This window comes from Bradyrhizobium sp. USDA 4452 (genome assembly GCF_054063575.1).
This window is the reverse complement of record NZ_JBSSGK010000001.1, coordinates 3282426-3297297: the sequence shown is the minus strand read 5'-3', so window position 1 is coordinate 3297297 and position 14872 is coordinate 3282426. Positions and strand designations below refer to the sequence as shown.

The window sequence follows — 14872 nt, the reverse complement described above, 5'->3', positions numbered from 1 at the left end:
GCCTGACGCGCCATCGCGGCCTCAGCCCTCGGTCTTTCGCGCTGTGCGCCGAGGCTTCGGCGAAATCCGTCGCCGACATCCGGAACCCAAATTTCTTTCGCGCCGCCTGTCGGCAGCGGGCATAATCGTTCGTTCTTGCAATGAACGGAGATGCCTTTTCGATGCTGTACGCCATCCTCTGCTATCATGACGAAGACCTAGTCGGTTCCTGGAGCAAGGAACACGACGCGTCGGTCATGCAGAAATTGTCCGTCGTGCAGGATAAGCTCGCCAAGCAGGGCAAGCTCGGCCCGGTGGCGCGGCTGCTGCCGACCACCGCGGCGACCACGCTGCGCAAGGAAAACCCGCCGCTGGTGCTCGACGGCCCGTTCGCCGAAACCAAGGAGCAGCTGCTCGGCTTCTATCTGGTCGAGGGCAAGAACCTCGACGAGGTGCTCGACATCGCGCGCGACCTCGGCGAGGCCAATCCCGGCGGCACCTACGAAATCCGCCCGGTCGGCTACTTCACCCCGGGGAGTGCAAAGCCGTGAGCCTGACCGACACCGCCTGGATCGATGCCGCGCTGACGTCGGCGCGTCCCCAGGCGGTTGGCGCGTTGCTGCGCTACTTCCGCAATCTCGACACCGCAGAGGAAGCATTCCAGAACGCCTGCCTGCGCGCGCTGAAGAGCTGGCCGCAGAACGGCCCGCCGCGCGATCCCGCGGCGTGGCTGATCATGGTCGGCCGCAACGTCGCGATCGACGAGGTCCGCCGCAACAAGAAGCAGCAACCGCTGCCCGAGGACGACCAGGCGATTTCCGACCTCGAGGACGCGGAGGAGGAGCTCGCCGAGCGGCTCGATGGCTCGCATTACCGCGACGACATCCTGCGGCTGCTGTTCATCTGCTGCCACAAGGACCTGCCGGCGACGCAGCAGATCGCGCTCGCGCTGCGCATCGTCTCCGGCCTGTCGGTGAAGCAGATCGCGCGCGCCTTCCTGGTCTCGGAAGCCGCGATGGAGCAGCGCATCACGCGGGCCAAGGCGCGCGTCGCCGACGCCAATGTGCCGTTCGAGACGCCGGGCGCCGTCGAGCGCAGCGAGCGGCTCGCCTCGGTCGCGGCGATGATCTATCTGATCTTCAACGAGGGCTATTCGGCGAGCGGCGACACCGCGGAGATCCGCTCGCCGCTGTGTGAGGAGGCGATCCGCCTCGCCCGCCTGCTGCTGCGGCTGTTCCAGAGCGAGCCGGAGATCATGGGGCTGACGGCGCTCCTGTTGCTGCAGCATGCCCGAGCCGCGGCGCGCTTCGACGCCGACGGTCAGGTCATCCTGCTCGACGACCAGGACCGCAGCCTGTGGAATCAGAAGCTGATCGCCGAAGGCCTCGCGCTGATCGACAAGGCGATGCGCCACCGCCGCAGCGGGCCCTACCAGGTGCAGGCCGCGATCGCCGCACTCCACGCGCGCGCGGAAAAGGCAGAGGATACCGACTGGACCCAGATCGACCTGCTCTACGGTGCGCTCGAGATCATGCAGCCGTCGCCGGTGATCACGCTGAACCGCGCCGTTGCGGTCTCCAAGGTGAAGGGGCCGGCGGCCGCGCTCGAGATGATCGAGCCCTTGGCGCCGCGGCTTTCCAATTACTTCCATTATTTCGGCGTGCGCGGCGCCTTCCTGATGCAGCTCGGCCGCAACGAGGAAGCCCGCGTCACTTTCGACCGCGCTATCGCGCTCGCCAACACCACCGCCGAAGCCGCCCATATCCGCATGCATATCGATCGCCTGATGCGCGACAGCCAGCCGCGCAATGTGAAGACGAAGTAGCGCTCGCTTGGTCGTGCCTCGTTCGCGTGTGCGTTGAGAGACTTCCCGTGCGACACCCCTCTCCCTATCCCTCCCCCGCAAGGGGGGAGGGAACCCTTCCGCCGGTGGCTTCCTCACGTCGATATTGGCATGCACCGATTTTTCGCGACCGCGCGCAAGTGAGGTGAGCACGCTGGTCAGGCTCCCTCCCCCCTTGCGGGGGAGGGTTGGGGAGAGGGGTAAGCCCCGGGCGCGCCGATCGACGCGTGCATCGCTCGCGCAAGTCCAGTCGTCGCTGCAAAAAATCTTCGCCACCCCGTCGGCGCCGCACTGCTCCATTCGTCATGAAGGCAGAGCATCACCAAGCGTTACGGAGCCTGCCATGCCTGTCATCGTCGACACCGAAATCTCGAAGCCCGCCCGCATCACCGGCCGCGTCTTGAGCGGCGTGGTCGTCCTTTTCCTGCTGTTCGATGGCGCGATCAAGCTGCTGCCGTTGTCCGTCGTCACCGAGACCATGGACAAGATGGGCTACGGCGCGAGCGATACGCTGGCGCGCAGCCTCGGCATCATCACCATCGTCTGCACGCTGCTGTACTCGGTGCCGCCGACCTCGATCCTCGGCGCCATCCTGCTCACCGGCTATCTCGGCGGCGCGATTGCCTCCCATGTGCGGATCGGCAGCCCGCTGTTCACCCACACGCTGTTCGGGCTCTATCTCGGCCTGATGGTCTGGGGCGGGCTCTATCTGCGCGATGGCAATCTGCGCGCGCTGCTTCCGTTCCGCCGCTGAGCTATCGTCCTCATTCATTTGCGTGGAGACTGTCATGTTCGAGACCATTGCCGTCATCGCGGTCATTCTCGCGGTCGCGATTGCCGTCATCCTCGTCCTCGCGGCGACCAAGCCGAGCACATTCTGCGTCACGCGCGCGACCAGCATCAATGCGCCGGCCGAGCGGATTTTTCCGTTGATCGACGATTTCCGTCAGTGGACGGTCTGGTCGCCCTACGAGAATCGGGATCCCGACATGAAGCGCACCTATGACGGCGCCGGGCGCGGGCAGGGAGCGATCTATGCCTGGGACGGCAACAAGAATGTCGGCACCGGCCGGATGGAGATCCTGCAGTCGTCCGCGCCGTCGAAGATCGTGATCAAGCTCGACTTCCTCAAGCCGTTCGAGGGCCACAACACCGCCGAGTTCACAATGCTGCCGCAGGGAGATGCGACCAGCGTCACATGGACCATGTATGGTCCGGCCGTCTTCATGTCGAAGGTGATGCAGGTGTTCATGAACCTGGATCACATGATCGGCAAGGATTTCGAGGCCGGTCTCGCCAATCTGAAGAAGCTGACGGAAAAATAGCGCGTTTTCGAGCGAAGTGGTTTAACGGTTCGCGTGAAGAAGCGCCTCAAAACCAGAACCTACCCAGGGAGCATGTGATGCAGGTCAATCCTTATCTCTCCTACGACGGCAATTGCGGCGCGGCGCTGAACTTCTATCAGAAGGTTCTGGGCGCGCGGATCGAGGAATCCTTCCCCTACGGCGAGGGCAACGCGGAGATGCAGACGCCGCCGGGCTGGAAGGACAAGATCATGCATGCTCGCCTCTCGATCGACGGCGAGATCATCATGGCCTCCGACGCCCCGCCCGGTCACTTCCAGAAGCCGCAGGGTTTTCACGTCGCGCTGCAGGTCGAGGATCCCGCGGAGGCTGAACGCCGCTTCAAGGCGCTGTCCGAAGGCGGTACGGTCACCATGCCGTTCGGCAAGACCTTCTTCTCCAACGGCTTCGGCATGTGCGTCGATCAGTTCGGCATCCCCTGGATGGTGAACTGCCCGCAGCAGATGTAGGCCGGCACACGCGCCGCCGTAGAATTGTAGAACGTCGTGTGGGTTAGCCAAAGGCGTGACCCAGCGCCGGTTTCCCGTCTGCGCAAGCGCCTGTGGGCGGCAAGCGTGGGTTACGCTTCGCTAACCCACCCTACATCAGCTACGCAATTCACCGGCACCGCGGATAGATCGCGTCGAGCTCGCGGCCGCGCAGCAGCAGCAGGCGCGAGGTCAGGCCGCCGCGGCGCACGATCCAGCCGCGCACTGGCGCCGGATAGGCCTCCAGCACCGCCTCGGATGCTTCCGGTTCGGCATAGGTCCGGCCGCGCCGGTCGATCGAGCGCGCGGCGTGGAAGCCGAGCACGGCGCGCCGCGTCACGCAGATGCGGTCGCCCGGCACCATCGACAGCACCAGCGTGCAGGCCGACAGGCACGGCCCGTCGATCACCACGCGCTCGCCGGACTCGCGCACCTTGTCGAACAATTCGATGAACGGGCCGACCTGCCCGCCGGGGCTGGCGAGGATGCGGACCTCGGCATGCGCGAAGGAAATGTCCGCGAAAAGCGCCGCCAAGCCCAAGATCATCGAGATCGCCCTGGTGCGCATTCGGCGGTTCCTTCGGTCGACGTCGTCCAGCTCGCGCTGAACCCGTAGTCTACGCTAGCCCATGCGGCGACAGTTTGTCAGCCCGCGCCGGAGACACCGGCCTCGGCAAAGGTCGCCATGCCGCCATGACAGGCGAGCGCCGCGCGCAGCAGCAGGATCGCAACCCCCGCGCCGGAGGCTTCGCCGAGCCGCATCTCGAGATCGAGCAGGGGCGCGAGCTGCAGGTCGCGCAGCAGCTGACGATGGCCGAGCTCGGCCGAGACATGCCCGGCGCGGCAATGCGCGAGGCTATCAGGCGCAAGCCGCGCCAGCGGCAGCACCGCCGACGTCGCGACGAAGCCGTCGAGCAGCACCGGGATCGATCGTGCCCGCGCCGCCAGCACGGCGCCCGCGATGGCCGCGAGCTCGCGGCCGCCGAGCGCGACTGCGACGGCGAGCGGATCGTCGAGCAGGCTGCGATGCAGTTTCAGCGCGGTATCGATCACAGTGCGCTTGCGCAGCAGGCCGGTATCGTCGACGCCGGTGCCGCGGCCGGCCCAGCGCGCACCGCGTCCGCCCATCAGCGCCGCGCACAGCGTCGCCGCGACCGTGGTGTTGGCGATGCCCATCTCGCCGACCACGAGCAGATCGCATCGCTCCGGCACCGTGCGCCAGCCGGTGTCGAAGGCGACCAGGAAATCGGCGCCATCCATCGCCGGCGCCATCGTGAAATCGCGGGTCGGACGTGCGAGTTCGAGCGGCTCGACGCGCAGCTCCGCCCCGGCAAGCCTGGCGATCTGGTTGATCGCGGCGCCCCCCGCGGCGAAATTCGCCACCATCTGCGCGGTGACTTCAGAGGGAAAGGCGGAGACGCCGCGCTCGGCGATGCCGTGATTGCCGGCGAACACGGCGATCGTGACCTGATCGAGCCGGGGGATCTCGCGCCCTTGCCAGCGCGCCAGCCAGATCGCGACCTCCTCCAGCCGGCCGAGGCTGCCCGGCGGCTTGGTCAGGTTCTGCTGGCGCTGGGTAGCTGCCGCAGCGCTTGCCGCGTCGCCTTCGGGCAGCTCGCGACAAAAGCTGCGGATGTCGTCTAGAGTACTGAACTGCATGCGATTCCCTCGTCGAGCGGGCCGCAAACTAGTTCAATTTTCAGGCCTTCACCATGAATCAATGGCTCGACGATCTCAGGACCGCCACGGCCTTTCTGACCCGGCTGCCGATGCCGCATCCGGACGGTGCGCGGCCGGAAGGTTTTGCCCGGGCGCAGCGGCTGTTCCCCCTGGTCGGCGCGGGGATCGGGGCGGCGATCGGCCTGTTCTGTCTGCTGCTGCGGATGATCGGTGTTCCGGACCTCGCTGCGGCGGCGCTGGCGCTCGGTTGTGGCGCGCTGTTGACCGGCGCGCTGCACGAAGACGGGCTCGCCGATGTCGCCGACGGGTTCGGCGGCGGCCGCGATCAAGCGGCCAAGCTCGAGATCATGCGCGACAGCCGGCTCGGCACCTATGGCGCACTGGCGCTGGTGGTGAGCTTTGCCACCAGGCTCGCGGCGCTGGCTGCGCTTCCCAACGACATGGTGGTGCAGAGCCTGATCGCAGCGCATGCGCTCGGCCGCGGTGTGTTGCCGTGGATCGCGATCAGCCTGCCTTACGCGCGCAAGGATGGACTCGCGGCTAATGCCGGCCGGCCCGACGGCACGATTGCGGCTGTCGCAGCCGGCATCGCGCTGGTGATCGCAGTGCTCGCGCTGCCCTTCGGCAGCGCGCTGCTGGCGGCGATCGCGGCCGGCGCGAGCGCATCGATCATGGCGCTGCTGGCAAAGCGGCAGATCGGCGGCCAGACCGGCGACGTGCTCGGTGGCGCCGAGCAGGTTGCGGAGACCGCGATCCTGGTGCTGCTCGCGGCGCGGCTCGGCTAGCGATTTCGAGTGCGGTGGAGACCCCTTCGCATGAAGATGATGCGAGCCCAAGCAACCGCTGGCGCGCGTTCAGCCATGGGCCAGAACTGGAAGCCGCGCCGATCCGAGGCGTTGTTCCGGGACAAGACGTCGATGGGCATTGCATCGACCGTCACCAATCGTCGTAGAGCCATTCCCTGGAGATTGGCGGCCGCGCTCCAGCATACGGGGGTGGGGACGTCCGCTCGGGCTTGCGCACGCTTGGAGTAGGCGGCGTCGGAAGCGGTAACGGCTTCGGCTCGGAGAGCTTCGCCAGCGTCCGTTTCATGTCTTCTTGGCTCGCCTTGAGTTCCTCGATGGCTTTGGAGCTCACGCGGGCCGTCTGTTGCTGGTCCGCCTTGAGCTGCTCGATGCTTCGCTCCAAATTTTCGAGGTTGCGGGCGATCGTTTGCAGCAGCTGCGCTTGGTCGGGAAGAGCTGGATTGACCGTCGGCGCGGCGTCCTGCGGCGGTACCGGGGGCGTCGCCTGGGGCAGAGCGGCGTCCACCGCTGCGGCCTGAACGGTGGGTGGAGCGGGCTGCGCCGCCAGCGGCGGATTATCCGGGGGCAATGACGGAGTTGAAACGAGCTGAGGCACCCAACGTGCGACAACCTGCTTGGCTCCTCTACCGTACGACGACTGCAAAGCCAGCGCGCCGACAATGATACATGCTGCCAGCGACAAGCCGGCGAGAGCACGGAAGCCCGGCATCCGGCGCGGCGATCGCGAGCGAGGTCCGAAAGCGGCAGAGCCTGGCTCGGAAGCGCCAAGGCTGGGTCCGGCCGAAGGCGGGGCAGGCTGCGCCGGAGCCGGGGAGGCGGCATCGCGCTCCATTCTCGCAAGCTGTTCGCTCAAACGCGCGAGCTCTTCATTGGCGCGCGTGATCTGCTTGTGGGTTTCTGCGAGTCTTTCGTCGGCGCGCGTGGTCAGGCCATCGTTCGATTCGACCGGGTTCGGGGTGGGGGTGGAGTTCACTGGCGCTTCCCTTTCCATCCAATGTCACCCAAGCGTGCCGACTCGGTTATCCGTCCGGGTCGACCGACCCCCAGCACTCCCGTCAGTCTTGTCCAAAAAATGGCCGGATGATAGCGGGCTGAGGTCACCTGATAATGGGGGACCACCACGTACCGTGTACGTTGGCGCCTTGCCCGATAAATCAGGCATCAACTGTCAATGAGTACACGCCCCGGTCAGAATGGAAGGGCTGCTGCCGCGATGGACCATGAAACGCATCTCTGGCTGATCCGCCACGCGCCGGTCGACGGTCCGCGCGGCGTGATCCATGCGCCGGATGCGCCCGCAGACCTCGGCGATGCGCCAGCATTCGCCGCGTTGCAGGCGCGGCTGCCGGCCGGCGTTTTCGCGGTCTGCAGTCCGGCGCGGCGCACGAGCGAGACCGCCGAGCGGCTCGGCCTCACGGCGACGGCGGATGATGCCTTCCGCGAGCAGGATTTTGGCGACTGGACCGGCCGTCGCCACAGCGAGATCGAGGCCGAGCTCGGCGCGGCGGCCTATCGGGCGTTCTGGAATTCGCCGGGGACCAACCGGCCGCCCGGCGGCGAAAGTTTTGCCGATCAGATCGCGCGCGCGCGGGCAGGGCTGGTGCGGCTGCCGGCCGGCGACGTCGTGCTGGTCGTGCACTCAGGCACCATCCGTGCGATCCTCGCAATCGCGCTCGAGCTCGCGCCGGAGCTCGCGCTGCGCTTCGTGATCGATCCATTGTCGTTGACGCGGATCGATCGGCTGGCAGATGCCTGGCGCGTGGTCGCGGTGAATGGACGGTAGACCTTTCGCTGGTTTCAACCCGTCATCCCTGAGGAGCGCGCGCTGCGCGCTCCTCAGGGTGACGATGAGGCTGCGTGAGCGTCTCACCCGTTCCGCCGCTGCCCGCGCAGGGTCGGCAGGCCGATGCCGGCGGCGTCGAAGCCGCCGTCGACGGCGAGGATCTGGCCGGTGATGTAGCTGGCGCGATCCGAGCACAGGAAGAAGATCGCCTCCGCCAGCTCCTCCTCCAGCCCGTAGCGGTTGAGCGGGATCGCGTCGTGATAGTCGGCGCGGATCTCCGGCGTGTGCACGGCCTTGGCCATCGCGGTCTCGACCGGCCCGGGCGCGACGCCGTTGACGCGGATGCCGAGCGAGGCGAGCTCCACCGCGAGCTGCTTGGTGAGATGGGCGAGGCCCGCCTTGCTGGTGCCGTAGGCCGAGCGCAAGGTCGAGGCGCGCACCGCCGAGATCGAGGTGATGTTGACGATCGCGCCGCCGCCATGCTCGCGCATCACGGGCGCTGCCGCCTTGGTGCACAGGAACGGGCCGGTGAGATTCACCGCCATGATGCGGCTCCAGTCGGCGTCCGAGGTCTCCAGCACCGGCGCGAACACGGCCGTGCCGGCGTTGTTGACCAGCGCGTCGAGCCGGCCGAAGCGGCTCGTGATCGCAGCGATCGCGGCGGCCACGCCGTCGGCGTCCGATACGTCGGAGGTCAGCGCCAATGTGGTGTCGGGCTGCTTCAATGCCGCGACCGCGCTCTCCAGCAGCGCGCCTTCGATGTCGAGCAGCGCGACGCGCCAGCCCTCGGCGAGAAAGCGTTTCGCGGCGGCAAGCCCGATACCGCGCGCGGCGCCGGTCACGAGTGCGACTTTGGGGGAAGCGGAATTCATCGGATGGTCCATCGGTTCAGGCAGGAAGTCCCGACCGTCTGCGACCTTTACTCCGACGTGTCAACCCGAGAGGAATTCTTTGTCATTGTCGTGTGGCAGTCGCGTCTCGAAGGATGCACGACCACCAGCCTGGGCCGTGCATCCTTCGAGGATCGCACCGCTGCCTATGCCGCGAGTTCGGCAGAGGCGCGCTGCATGTTGGTCGACATGTCCTGCGTGACGATGCTCTGCTCCTCGACTGCGGCGGCGGTGGAGGTGATGTATTCGTTGACGCCGGCGATCGCCGCCTTGATCTCGGACAGCGAGGAGACCACCTCGGCCGCGATCGAGTTCAGTGCATCGATCTCCGAGGAGATCGTATCGGTCGCCTGCTTGGCCTGGTTGGCGAGGCTCTTCACCTCGGAGGCCACCACCGCGAAGCCGCGGCCGGCTTCGCCCGCACGCGCCGATTCGATCGTGGCGTTGAGCGCGAGCAGGTTGATCTGCCCGGTGATGCTCGAGATCATCTCGACGATGCCGCTCATCGCCTGAGCTGCGGCGTTGAGTTTCTGCGCCTGTCCGTCGGCAGCCTCGACACGGCCTGTTGCGACCGCGGCGTTCTGCTTCGACTTGGTCATGGTCTCCGAGATCTCGCGGATCGAGGCGCTCATCTCCTCGCTGCCGGCGGCAACCGCCTCGATCAGGCCGCGTGCGCTGTCGGCCTTCTTGCGGCCGATCGCCTGCGCGGTGATGTCGGTGGCGTATTTCACCACCTTGTAGGGCTTGCCGTTGAGATCGAGGATCGGGTTGTAGGATGCTTGGATCCAGATCTCGCGGCCGCCCTTGGCGATGCGCTTGTATTCGGCGGCCTGGAACTCGCCGCGATTCAGCGCTCCCCAGAACTCGCGGTAGCCCGACGAGCCTGCCTCGACCGGCTCGACGAACATGCTGTGATGCCGGCCCTGGATCTCGGCGAGCGAATAGCCCATCGCGGCGAGGAAGTTCGGGTTCGCGGTACGGATCGTGCCGTCCATGTTGAACTCGATCACCGCTTGCGACTTGCCAATGGCGTCGATCTGGCCGTCATTGTCGGCGGCCTTCAGCTTCTGCTGCGTGATGTCGGTCGCGAACTTGACGACCTTGAACGGCTTGCCGCGGTCGTCGAGGATCGGATTGTAGCTGGCGAGGATCCAGATCTCCTTGCCGCCCTTGGCGAGGCGCTTGAATTCGCCTGACTCCAGCTCGCCGCGGTTCAGCCGTGCCCAGAAATCGCGATAGGCCGGGCTGTCGCGGTCGGGCGGCGGCACGAAGATGCTGTGGTGCTTGCCCTGGATCTCGGCGAGCGAGTAGCCCATCGCGCCGAGGAAGTTCTCGTTGGCATTGACGATGGTGCCGTCCATCTTGAACTCGATGACCGCCTGCGCCCGGCCGATCGCGGCGATCTTGCCGGCGTCTTCCATACTGTGGATCTTCTGCGCGGTGATGTCGGTGGCGAATTTGACGACGCCGACCGGCTTGCCGGTCTTGTCCAGGATGGGGTTGTAGGAAGCCTGGATCCAGACCTCGCGGCCGCCCTTGGCGACGCGCTTGTACTGCGCGGCCTGAAGCTCGCCGCGATTCAGGCTCGCCCAGAACGCGCGATAGTCGTGGCTGTCGCGATACGCCGGCTCGACGAACATGCTGTGGTGCTTGCCCCTGATCTCGTCGAGCGTGTAGCCCATTGCGTTCAGGAAGTTCTCGTTGGCGGTGACGATGGTGCCGTCGAGCTTGAACTCGATCACCGCCTGCGACTTGCCGATCGCTGCAGCTTGCGCCAGCGCACTGTCGATGTTTGCCTTGTTGCTGAAACTGAACATCAGGGCTCCGTGAAGTTTCAAATGAAACGGGATGGGAAATTGGATCGACGCAACTCACGGAAAGGTTGCAGCGAGCCGTTTAGCATCGGTAAAGCCTGCGGCGTGGCACGGACTGCATAATGCAGCGCGGCGCGCACGCATCTATCTCAGCTTGCAAAGTAATTTTCCGATGTGCACGTTAGCATCCATAGTCGTGATGCGATCTCTACCGTAATCCTACGGACCAAAATTGGTGACGATTTTGGTGTGATGCGGATGATCGCAACGCATCTACTTCAGCGACGCTGATAGACCTATTACGAACGCTGATATTGCTGAGCGTTTCACGGATCGATTCCGCACCGCGATTCGCAGATTCGCAGCCTCGACGAATGCGCATCGCGTCGATGCCCGCTCTCAGTCCCGGCCGACGGGCAAAATAATTCCGCACGAGATGTCTGTTGAGCGGTCTCCGATTCGTCGTCCAGATACTGGTCCCATGATGGAGTTCCGATGTCACTGACCCTGCATTACCACCCGCTGTCCTCGTTCTGCTGGAAGGCGCTGGTCGTGCTTTACGAGAACGGCGCGCCGTTCACGCCGAACATGGTCAATCTCGGCGACCCCGCCGAGCGCGCAGCGCTGCTCGCGCTGTCGCCGATCGGCCGCTTTCCCGTGCTGCGCGACGAGGCGCGCGGCGAGACGGTGCCTGAATCGAGCATCGTCATCGAGTATCTCGACCGGCATTATCCCGGTGCCGTCGGATTGATCCCCAATGACCCGGAGCTCGCGTTGCAGACCCGGCTGCGCGACCGCTTCCTCGATCTCTACGTCCATCTGCCGACGCAGAAGATCGTCGGCGACCGGCTGCGGCCGGCTGACAGCAAGGACCCGCATGGCGTCGCCGAGGCGCGGGCGCAGCTCCGCACTTCCTATGCAATCCTGGATGAGCAGCTCGCGCATGGCGGCTGGATGATGGGTGAGCAGGTCTCGCTGGCCGACTGCGCCGCCGCGCCGGCGCTGTTCTACGGCAACAAGGTCGAGCCGATCGGGGAGGACCATCCGGACCTCCTGGCCTATCTCGAGCGGCTGAAAGCGCGGCCGTCCTTCGCGCGCGTCCTCAAGGAGGCCGAGCCCTATTTCGGCATGTTCCCCAAGGGGGATTGAAAACGGGGACTGAACCGACAAGGGAACCCGCGGTTCGGTCAAGACCCGAAAATAAATCGCGGTGCGATGTCGCTTTTGGGCCGCCCCGTTCGTCATCTCCCTGAAGCCCGGGTTCTGGAGCGCCGGTCGCGCCCTGGGGCCCGGGCGAGATTTGTGTGGAGGTGACATGGCTGCAGCTGGCAACAGGGCGGAGATCATCCGCTCCCTCTTCGCCGCTTATCTCGCCAATGATCGCGCGAGTGTGGAAGCGGCGTTTGCCGAGAATTTCCGTTTCTCGACGCCCTACGGCGAGAACATCGACAAGCCGCGCTATTTCGCCGAGTGCTGGCGCGACTCTGGCTGGATCGGCCGCCACGAGATCGAGCGCATCATGGTCGACGGCGCCGAGGCCTTCGTCACCTATCGCTGCGTCGCCCGCGACGGCAAGAGCTTCCGCAACACCGAGTTCTTCGTGTTCGACGGCGACAAGGTGTCGCGCATCGACGTCTATTTCGGTCCGTCGCATCAGGACGGTGTGCTTGTTCCGCAGGAGCGCTGACGGCAGTGACGCGCGATGCGACGACCTCCGAAATAATTCCGCCTGTCCTGTCGGCGCGGCAAGCCACGCGTCGTCCTTGAGACGAGCACCGGCGACGCCGGCAAGACAGCAGCCAACGGAGCAGGACGATGAAGTTCATGGTGATCGTGAAGGCGAACAAGGATACCGAGGCCGGCGTGATGCCGAGCACGGAGATGCTCGCTGCGATGGGCAAGTTCAACGAGGAGATGGTCAAGGCCGGCGTGATGCAGGCCGGCGAGGGCCTGCATCCGACCAGCAAGGGCGCGCGCGTCAAATATGCCGGCGGGCAGAGCACCGTGAGCCATGGACCGTTCAGCATGACCTCCGATCTCGCCTGCGGTTTCTGGATGATCGAGACCAAATCGCTCGATGATGCGATCGGCTGGATGAAGCGCGCGCCGTTCGACGCCGGCTCCGAGATCGAGATCCGCCAGGTGTTCGCCGCGGAGGATTTCGGCGAGGCGCTGACGCCCGAGCTGCGCGAGCAGGAAGAACGCCTGCGCGCGCAGGCTGGAAACAGGTGACGACTTCGTCATTGCAGGCTTGCGCATCCAGGTCGGCTGTTGCCGACTTGGACAAATGCCAGGTGCCGAATTCGAGTAGACTCGAATTCGGACGACGCGCTGCCGAAATGACGGGGTGAGAACTCAACTAGCAAGGAAGTCCGACCAATGCGTTTCATGATGTTGATGATCCCGCTCGGCTACGAGTCCGCGCCGGCCGAGCTCGAGCTCGACCCCGAACGGGTCGCCGCAATGATGCGATACAATCAGGCGCTGAAGGACGCCGGCGTGCTGATCACGCTGGAAGGCCTGCATCCGCCGGCCTCGGGCGCGCGCGTCAAGTTCGACACCGGCGAGCCCATCGTGGTCGACGGCCCCTTCACCGAGGCCAAGGAAGTGATCGGCGGCTTCTGGATGATCGAGGTCGCTTCGCGCGCCGAAGCGATCGCATGGGCCAAGCAGTGCCCCGCCAGTGCCAACGAGATGATCGAGATCCGCCAGGTGCAGGAGATGGCGGATTTCTCGGAGGAAGTGCAGCAAGCGGCTTCGACCTTCGAGCATCCGCAGGGCGGCTGGGGCAAGGCGCTGCGGTGAATCTCAAACGAGACGCGATGCCACCGCAAAGCGGCGGCATCGCGCGACCGACCGATCGTCAAACCACCACAACGGAGAAGCACGATGAGCAATGACACCTTCCTCGCGGTCTATCTCGGCGGCGGCAAAACCGGTTCGCGCATGGCAGCCTGGAACGCGCTGCCGGAGGCCGAACGGCGCGCCAAGGAACAGCAGGGCATGGCCGCCTGGGGCGCCTGGGTCGAGAAACACCACGATGTGATCGTCGAGATGGGCGGGCCGCTCGGCAAGACCAAGCATGTCGGCGCCGGCGGCACCGCCGACATCGCCAATCTGATGACCGGCTTCACCGTGGTGCGCGCGCCCTCGCATGAGGCGGCGGCAAAGCTGTTCGAGAACCACCCGCATTTTGCGATATTCCCCGGCGAGGCCGTGGAGATCATGCCGGTGCTGCCGATCCCGGGACGGTAGTGCCCGGGCCGATCCTGCGGGAGCATTTACCTCCCCTTGAAAAGGGGAGGTCGCTTTGCTCGCCAGAGCAAAGCGGGTGGGGATCTGCTCTCTCCGCATACAGCGTCGCCTGCGGCCGCCCTTCCCCCTTTCAGGGGAAGGGGAGTATACGCAGGCATTGGCTTGAGCGGGGCTCCGCTGGTCAAGCGACAGCAGTGTGCCTCACGCCACCGATCCGTTAATCTTGATCGACGGGCCGTCGTCCCGCTAGTGACCTTTACCGCCGGCTCATGTAAAAGCCGTTCACATGAGCTGGCGCAAGGACCAAGGCCGCGCCGAGCGCGGCTATCATCACGGCAATCTCAAAGAGGCGTTGCTGCAGGCCGCCCTCGACCTGATCTCGAAGAAGGGGCCGGCCGGCTTCACTTTCGCCGATGCCGCGCGCATGGCCGGCGTCAGCCCCGCCGCGCCGTACCGGCATTTCCGCGACCGTGACGAGCTGATCGCCAGCATCGCGCAGCGCGGCTTCGAGCAGTTCGAGCAGCTCTTGACGCAGGCCTGGGACGACGGCCGCCCCGACACCGTCACGGCGTTCGAGCGGGTCGGCAAGGCCTATCTCGCCTTTGCGCGCGAGGAGCCCGCGTTCTACTCCGCGATGTTCGAATCCGGCTTGCCGGTCGATTCCAATTCGACCCTGATGGCGGCAAGCGAGCGCGCCTTTGCGATCATCCGCGCCGCCGCCGAGCGGCTCGCGGCGCTGGCGCCGCCCGGCACACCGCGCCCGCCGGCGATGATGATGGCGCTGCATATCTGGTCGATGTCGCACGGCGTCGCCTCGCTGTTCGGCCGCGGCGACGCCGCCCGGCGCAAGCTGCCGATGTCGCCGGAGGATCTGCTCGAGGCCGAAGTGCTGATCTATCTGCGCGGCCTTGGCTTCCTCACCGATCGCAGGCCGGGCGCCGCGGCGCCCGCCGACGACAAGCCGGCCGGCCCGTGGGGCAAGCCGAAATAA

The 14872-nt window shown here is 65.8% G+C and carries 18 protein-coding genes; 13 read left to right on the top strand and 5 right to left on the bottom strand.

Features of this window, described 5'->3' with window-relative positions:
* Window positions 1-161 precede the first annotated feature (161 nt).
* From ACVISU_RS15870 to ACVISU_RS15850, 5 genes are all read left to right on the top strand, one after another.
* Complete coding sequence (locus tag ACVISU_RS15870; protein WP_050405757.1) at window positions 162-530, top strand: YciI family protein; 369 nt, start codon at window positions 162-164, stop codon at window positions 528-530.
* Entirely contained in the window at window positions 527-1804 is a 1278-nt protein-coding gene (locus ACVISU_RS15865; protein WP_456707543.1) for an RNA polymerase sigma factor, read from the top strand. The genes ACVISU_RS15870 and ACVISU_RS15865 overlap by 4 nt, the downstream gene beginning before the upstream one ends.
* A 361-nt stretch (window positions 1805-2165) precedes the next feature.
* Window positions 2166-2576, top strand: coding sequence for a DoxX family protein (locus tag ACVISU_RS15860; protein ID WP_050405759.1), 411 nt, complete (start codon window positions 2166-2168; stop codon window positions 2574-2576).
* 34 nt (window positions 2577-2610) lie between these two features.
* Window positions 2611-3147: an SRPBCC family protein gene (locus ACVISU_RS15855; RefSeq protein ID WP_456707542.1), complete on the top strand. Its 537-nt coding sequence runs from the start codon at window positions 2611-2613 to the stop codon at window positions 3145-3147.
* 77 nt (window positions 3148-3224) lie between these two features.
* Window positions 3225-3635, top strand: coding sequence for a VOC family protein (locus tag ACVISU_RS15850; RefSeq protein WP_050405761.1), 411 nt, complete (start codon window positions 3225-3227; stop codon window positions 3633-3635).
* Between the two features lie 148 nt (window positions 3636-3783).
* On the opposite strand, the gene ACVISU_RS15845 is transcribed toward ACVISU_RS15850, so the two are convergent.
* The gene (locus ACVISU_RS15845; RefSeq protein WP_456710830.1) at window positions 3784-4200 is read right to left on the bottom strand and encodes a hypothetical protein; all 417 of its coding nucleotides are present in this window, start codon (window positions 4198-4200) and stop codon (window positions 3784-3786) included.
* A gap of 98 nt (window positions 4201-4298) precedes the next feature.
* Window positions 4299-5312: a nicotinate-nucleotide--dimethylbenzimidazole phosphoribosyltransferase gene (gene cobT / locus ACVISU_RS15840; protein WP_456707541.1), complete on the bottom strand. Its 1014-nt coding sequence runs from the start codon at window positions 5310-5312 to the stop codon at window positions 4299-4301.
* Window positions 5313-5365: 53 nt separating this feature from the next.
* Between cobT and cobS the strand changes: the two genes are divergently transcribed.
* Entirely contained in the window at window positions 5366-6118 is a 753-nt protein-coding gene (gene cobS, locus ACVISU_RS15835; RefSeq protein ID WP_456707540.1) for an adenosylcobinamide-GDP ribazoletransferase, read from the top strand.
* 151 nt (window positions 6119-6269) lie between these two features.
* Here the strand turns inward: cobS and ACVISU_RS15830 are convergent, their stop codons facing one another.
* Window positions 6270-7112, bottom strand: a complete 843-nt coding sequence (locus ACVISU_RS15830) for a hypothetical protein (protein WP_456707539.1) — start codon at window positions 7110-7112, stop codon at window positions 6270-6272.
* A 240-nt stretch (window positions 7113-7352) separates the two neighbouring features.
* Between ACVISU_RS15830 and ACVISU_RS15825 the strand changes: the two genes are divergently transcribed.
* Complete coding sequence (locus ACVISU_RS15825; protein WP_050405766.1) at window positions 7353-7922, top strand: histidine phosphatase family protein; 570 nt, start codon at window positions 7353-7355, stop codon at window positions 7920-7922.
* Window positions 7923-8005: 83 nt separating this feature from the next.
* Here ACVISU_RS15825 and ACVISU_RS15820 read toward each other — a convergent pair whose 3' ends face one another.
* Both ACVISU_RS15820 and ACVISU_RS15815 read right to left on the bottom strand, forming a co-directional pair.
* Complete coding sequence (locus ACVISU_RS15820) at window positions 8006-8794, bottom strand: SDR family NAD(P)-dependent oxidoreductase (RefSeq protein WP_456707538.1); 789 nt, start codon at window positions 8792-8794, stop codon at window positions 8006-8008.
* Window positions 8795-8958: 164 nt separating this feature from the next.
* Complete coding sequence (locus tag ACVISU_RS15815) at window positions 8959-10629, bottom strand: methyl-accepting chemotaxis protein (RefSeq protein ID WP_050405767.1); 1671 nt, start codon at window positions 10627-10629, stop codon at window positions 8959-8961.
* 492 nt (window positions 10630-11121) lie between these two features.
* Between ACVISU_RS15815 and ACVISU_RS15810 the strand changes: the two genes are divergently transcribed.
* The 6 genes from ACVISU_RS15810 (at window position 11122) to ACVISU_RS15785 (ending at window position 14872) form a co-directional block, all read left to right on the top strand.
* Window positions 11122-11775, top strand: a complete 654-nt coding sequence (locus ACVISU_RS15810; protein ID WP_456707537.1) for a glutathione S-transferase family protein — start codon at window positions 11122-11124, stop codon at window positions 11773-11775.
* Between the two features lie 166 nt (window positions 11776-11941).
* On the top strand, window positions 11942-12313 hold the full coding sequence (locus tag ACVISU_RS15805; protein ID WP_456707536.1) for a nuclear transport factor 2 family protein: 372 nt from the start codon (window positions 11942-11944) through the stop codon (window positions 12311-12313).
* Between the two features lie 128 nt (window positions 12314-12441).
* On the top strand, window positions 12442-12858 hold the full coding sequence (locus ACVISU_RS15800) for a YciI family protein (RefSeq protein WP_456707535.1): 417 nt from the start codon (window positions 12442-12444) through the stop codon (window positions 12856-12858).
* A 147-nt stretch (window positions 12859-13005) separates the two neighbouring features.
* Window positions 13006-13431, top strand: coding sequence for a YciI family protein (locus tag ACVISU_RS15795; RefSeq protein ID WP_050405771.1), 426 nt, complete (start codon window positions 13006-13008; stop codon window positions 13429-13431).
* Window positions 13432-13515: 84 nt separating this feature from the next.
* Window positions 13516-13881, top strand: a complete 366-nt coding sequence (locus ACVISU_RS15790) for a YciI family protein (protein ID WP_050405772.1) — start codon at window positions 13516-13518, stop codon at window positions 13879-13881.
* A 286-nt stretch (window positions 13882-14167) separates the two neighbouring features.
* Complete coding sequence (locus tag ACVISU_RS15785) at window positions 14168-14872, top strand: TetR/AcrR family transcriptional regulator (RefSeq protein ID WP_050405773.1); 705 nt, start codon at window positions 14168-14170, stop codon at window positions 14870-14872.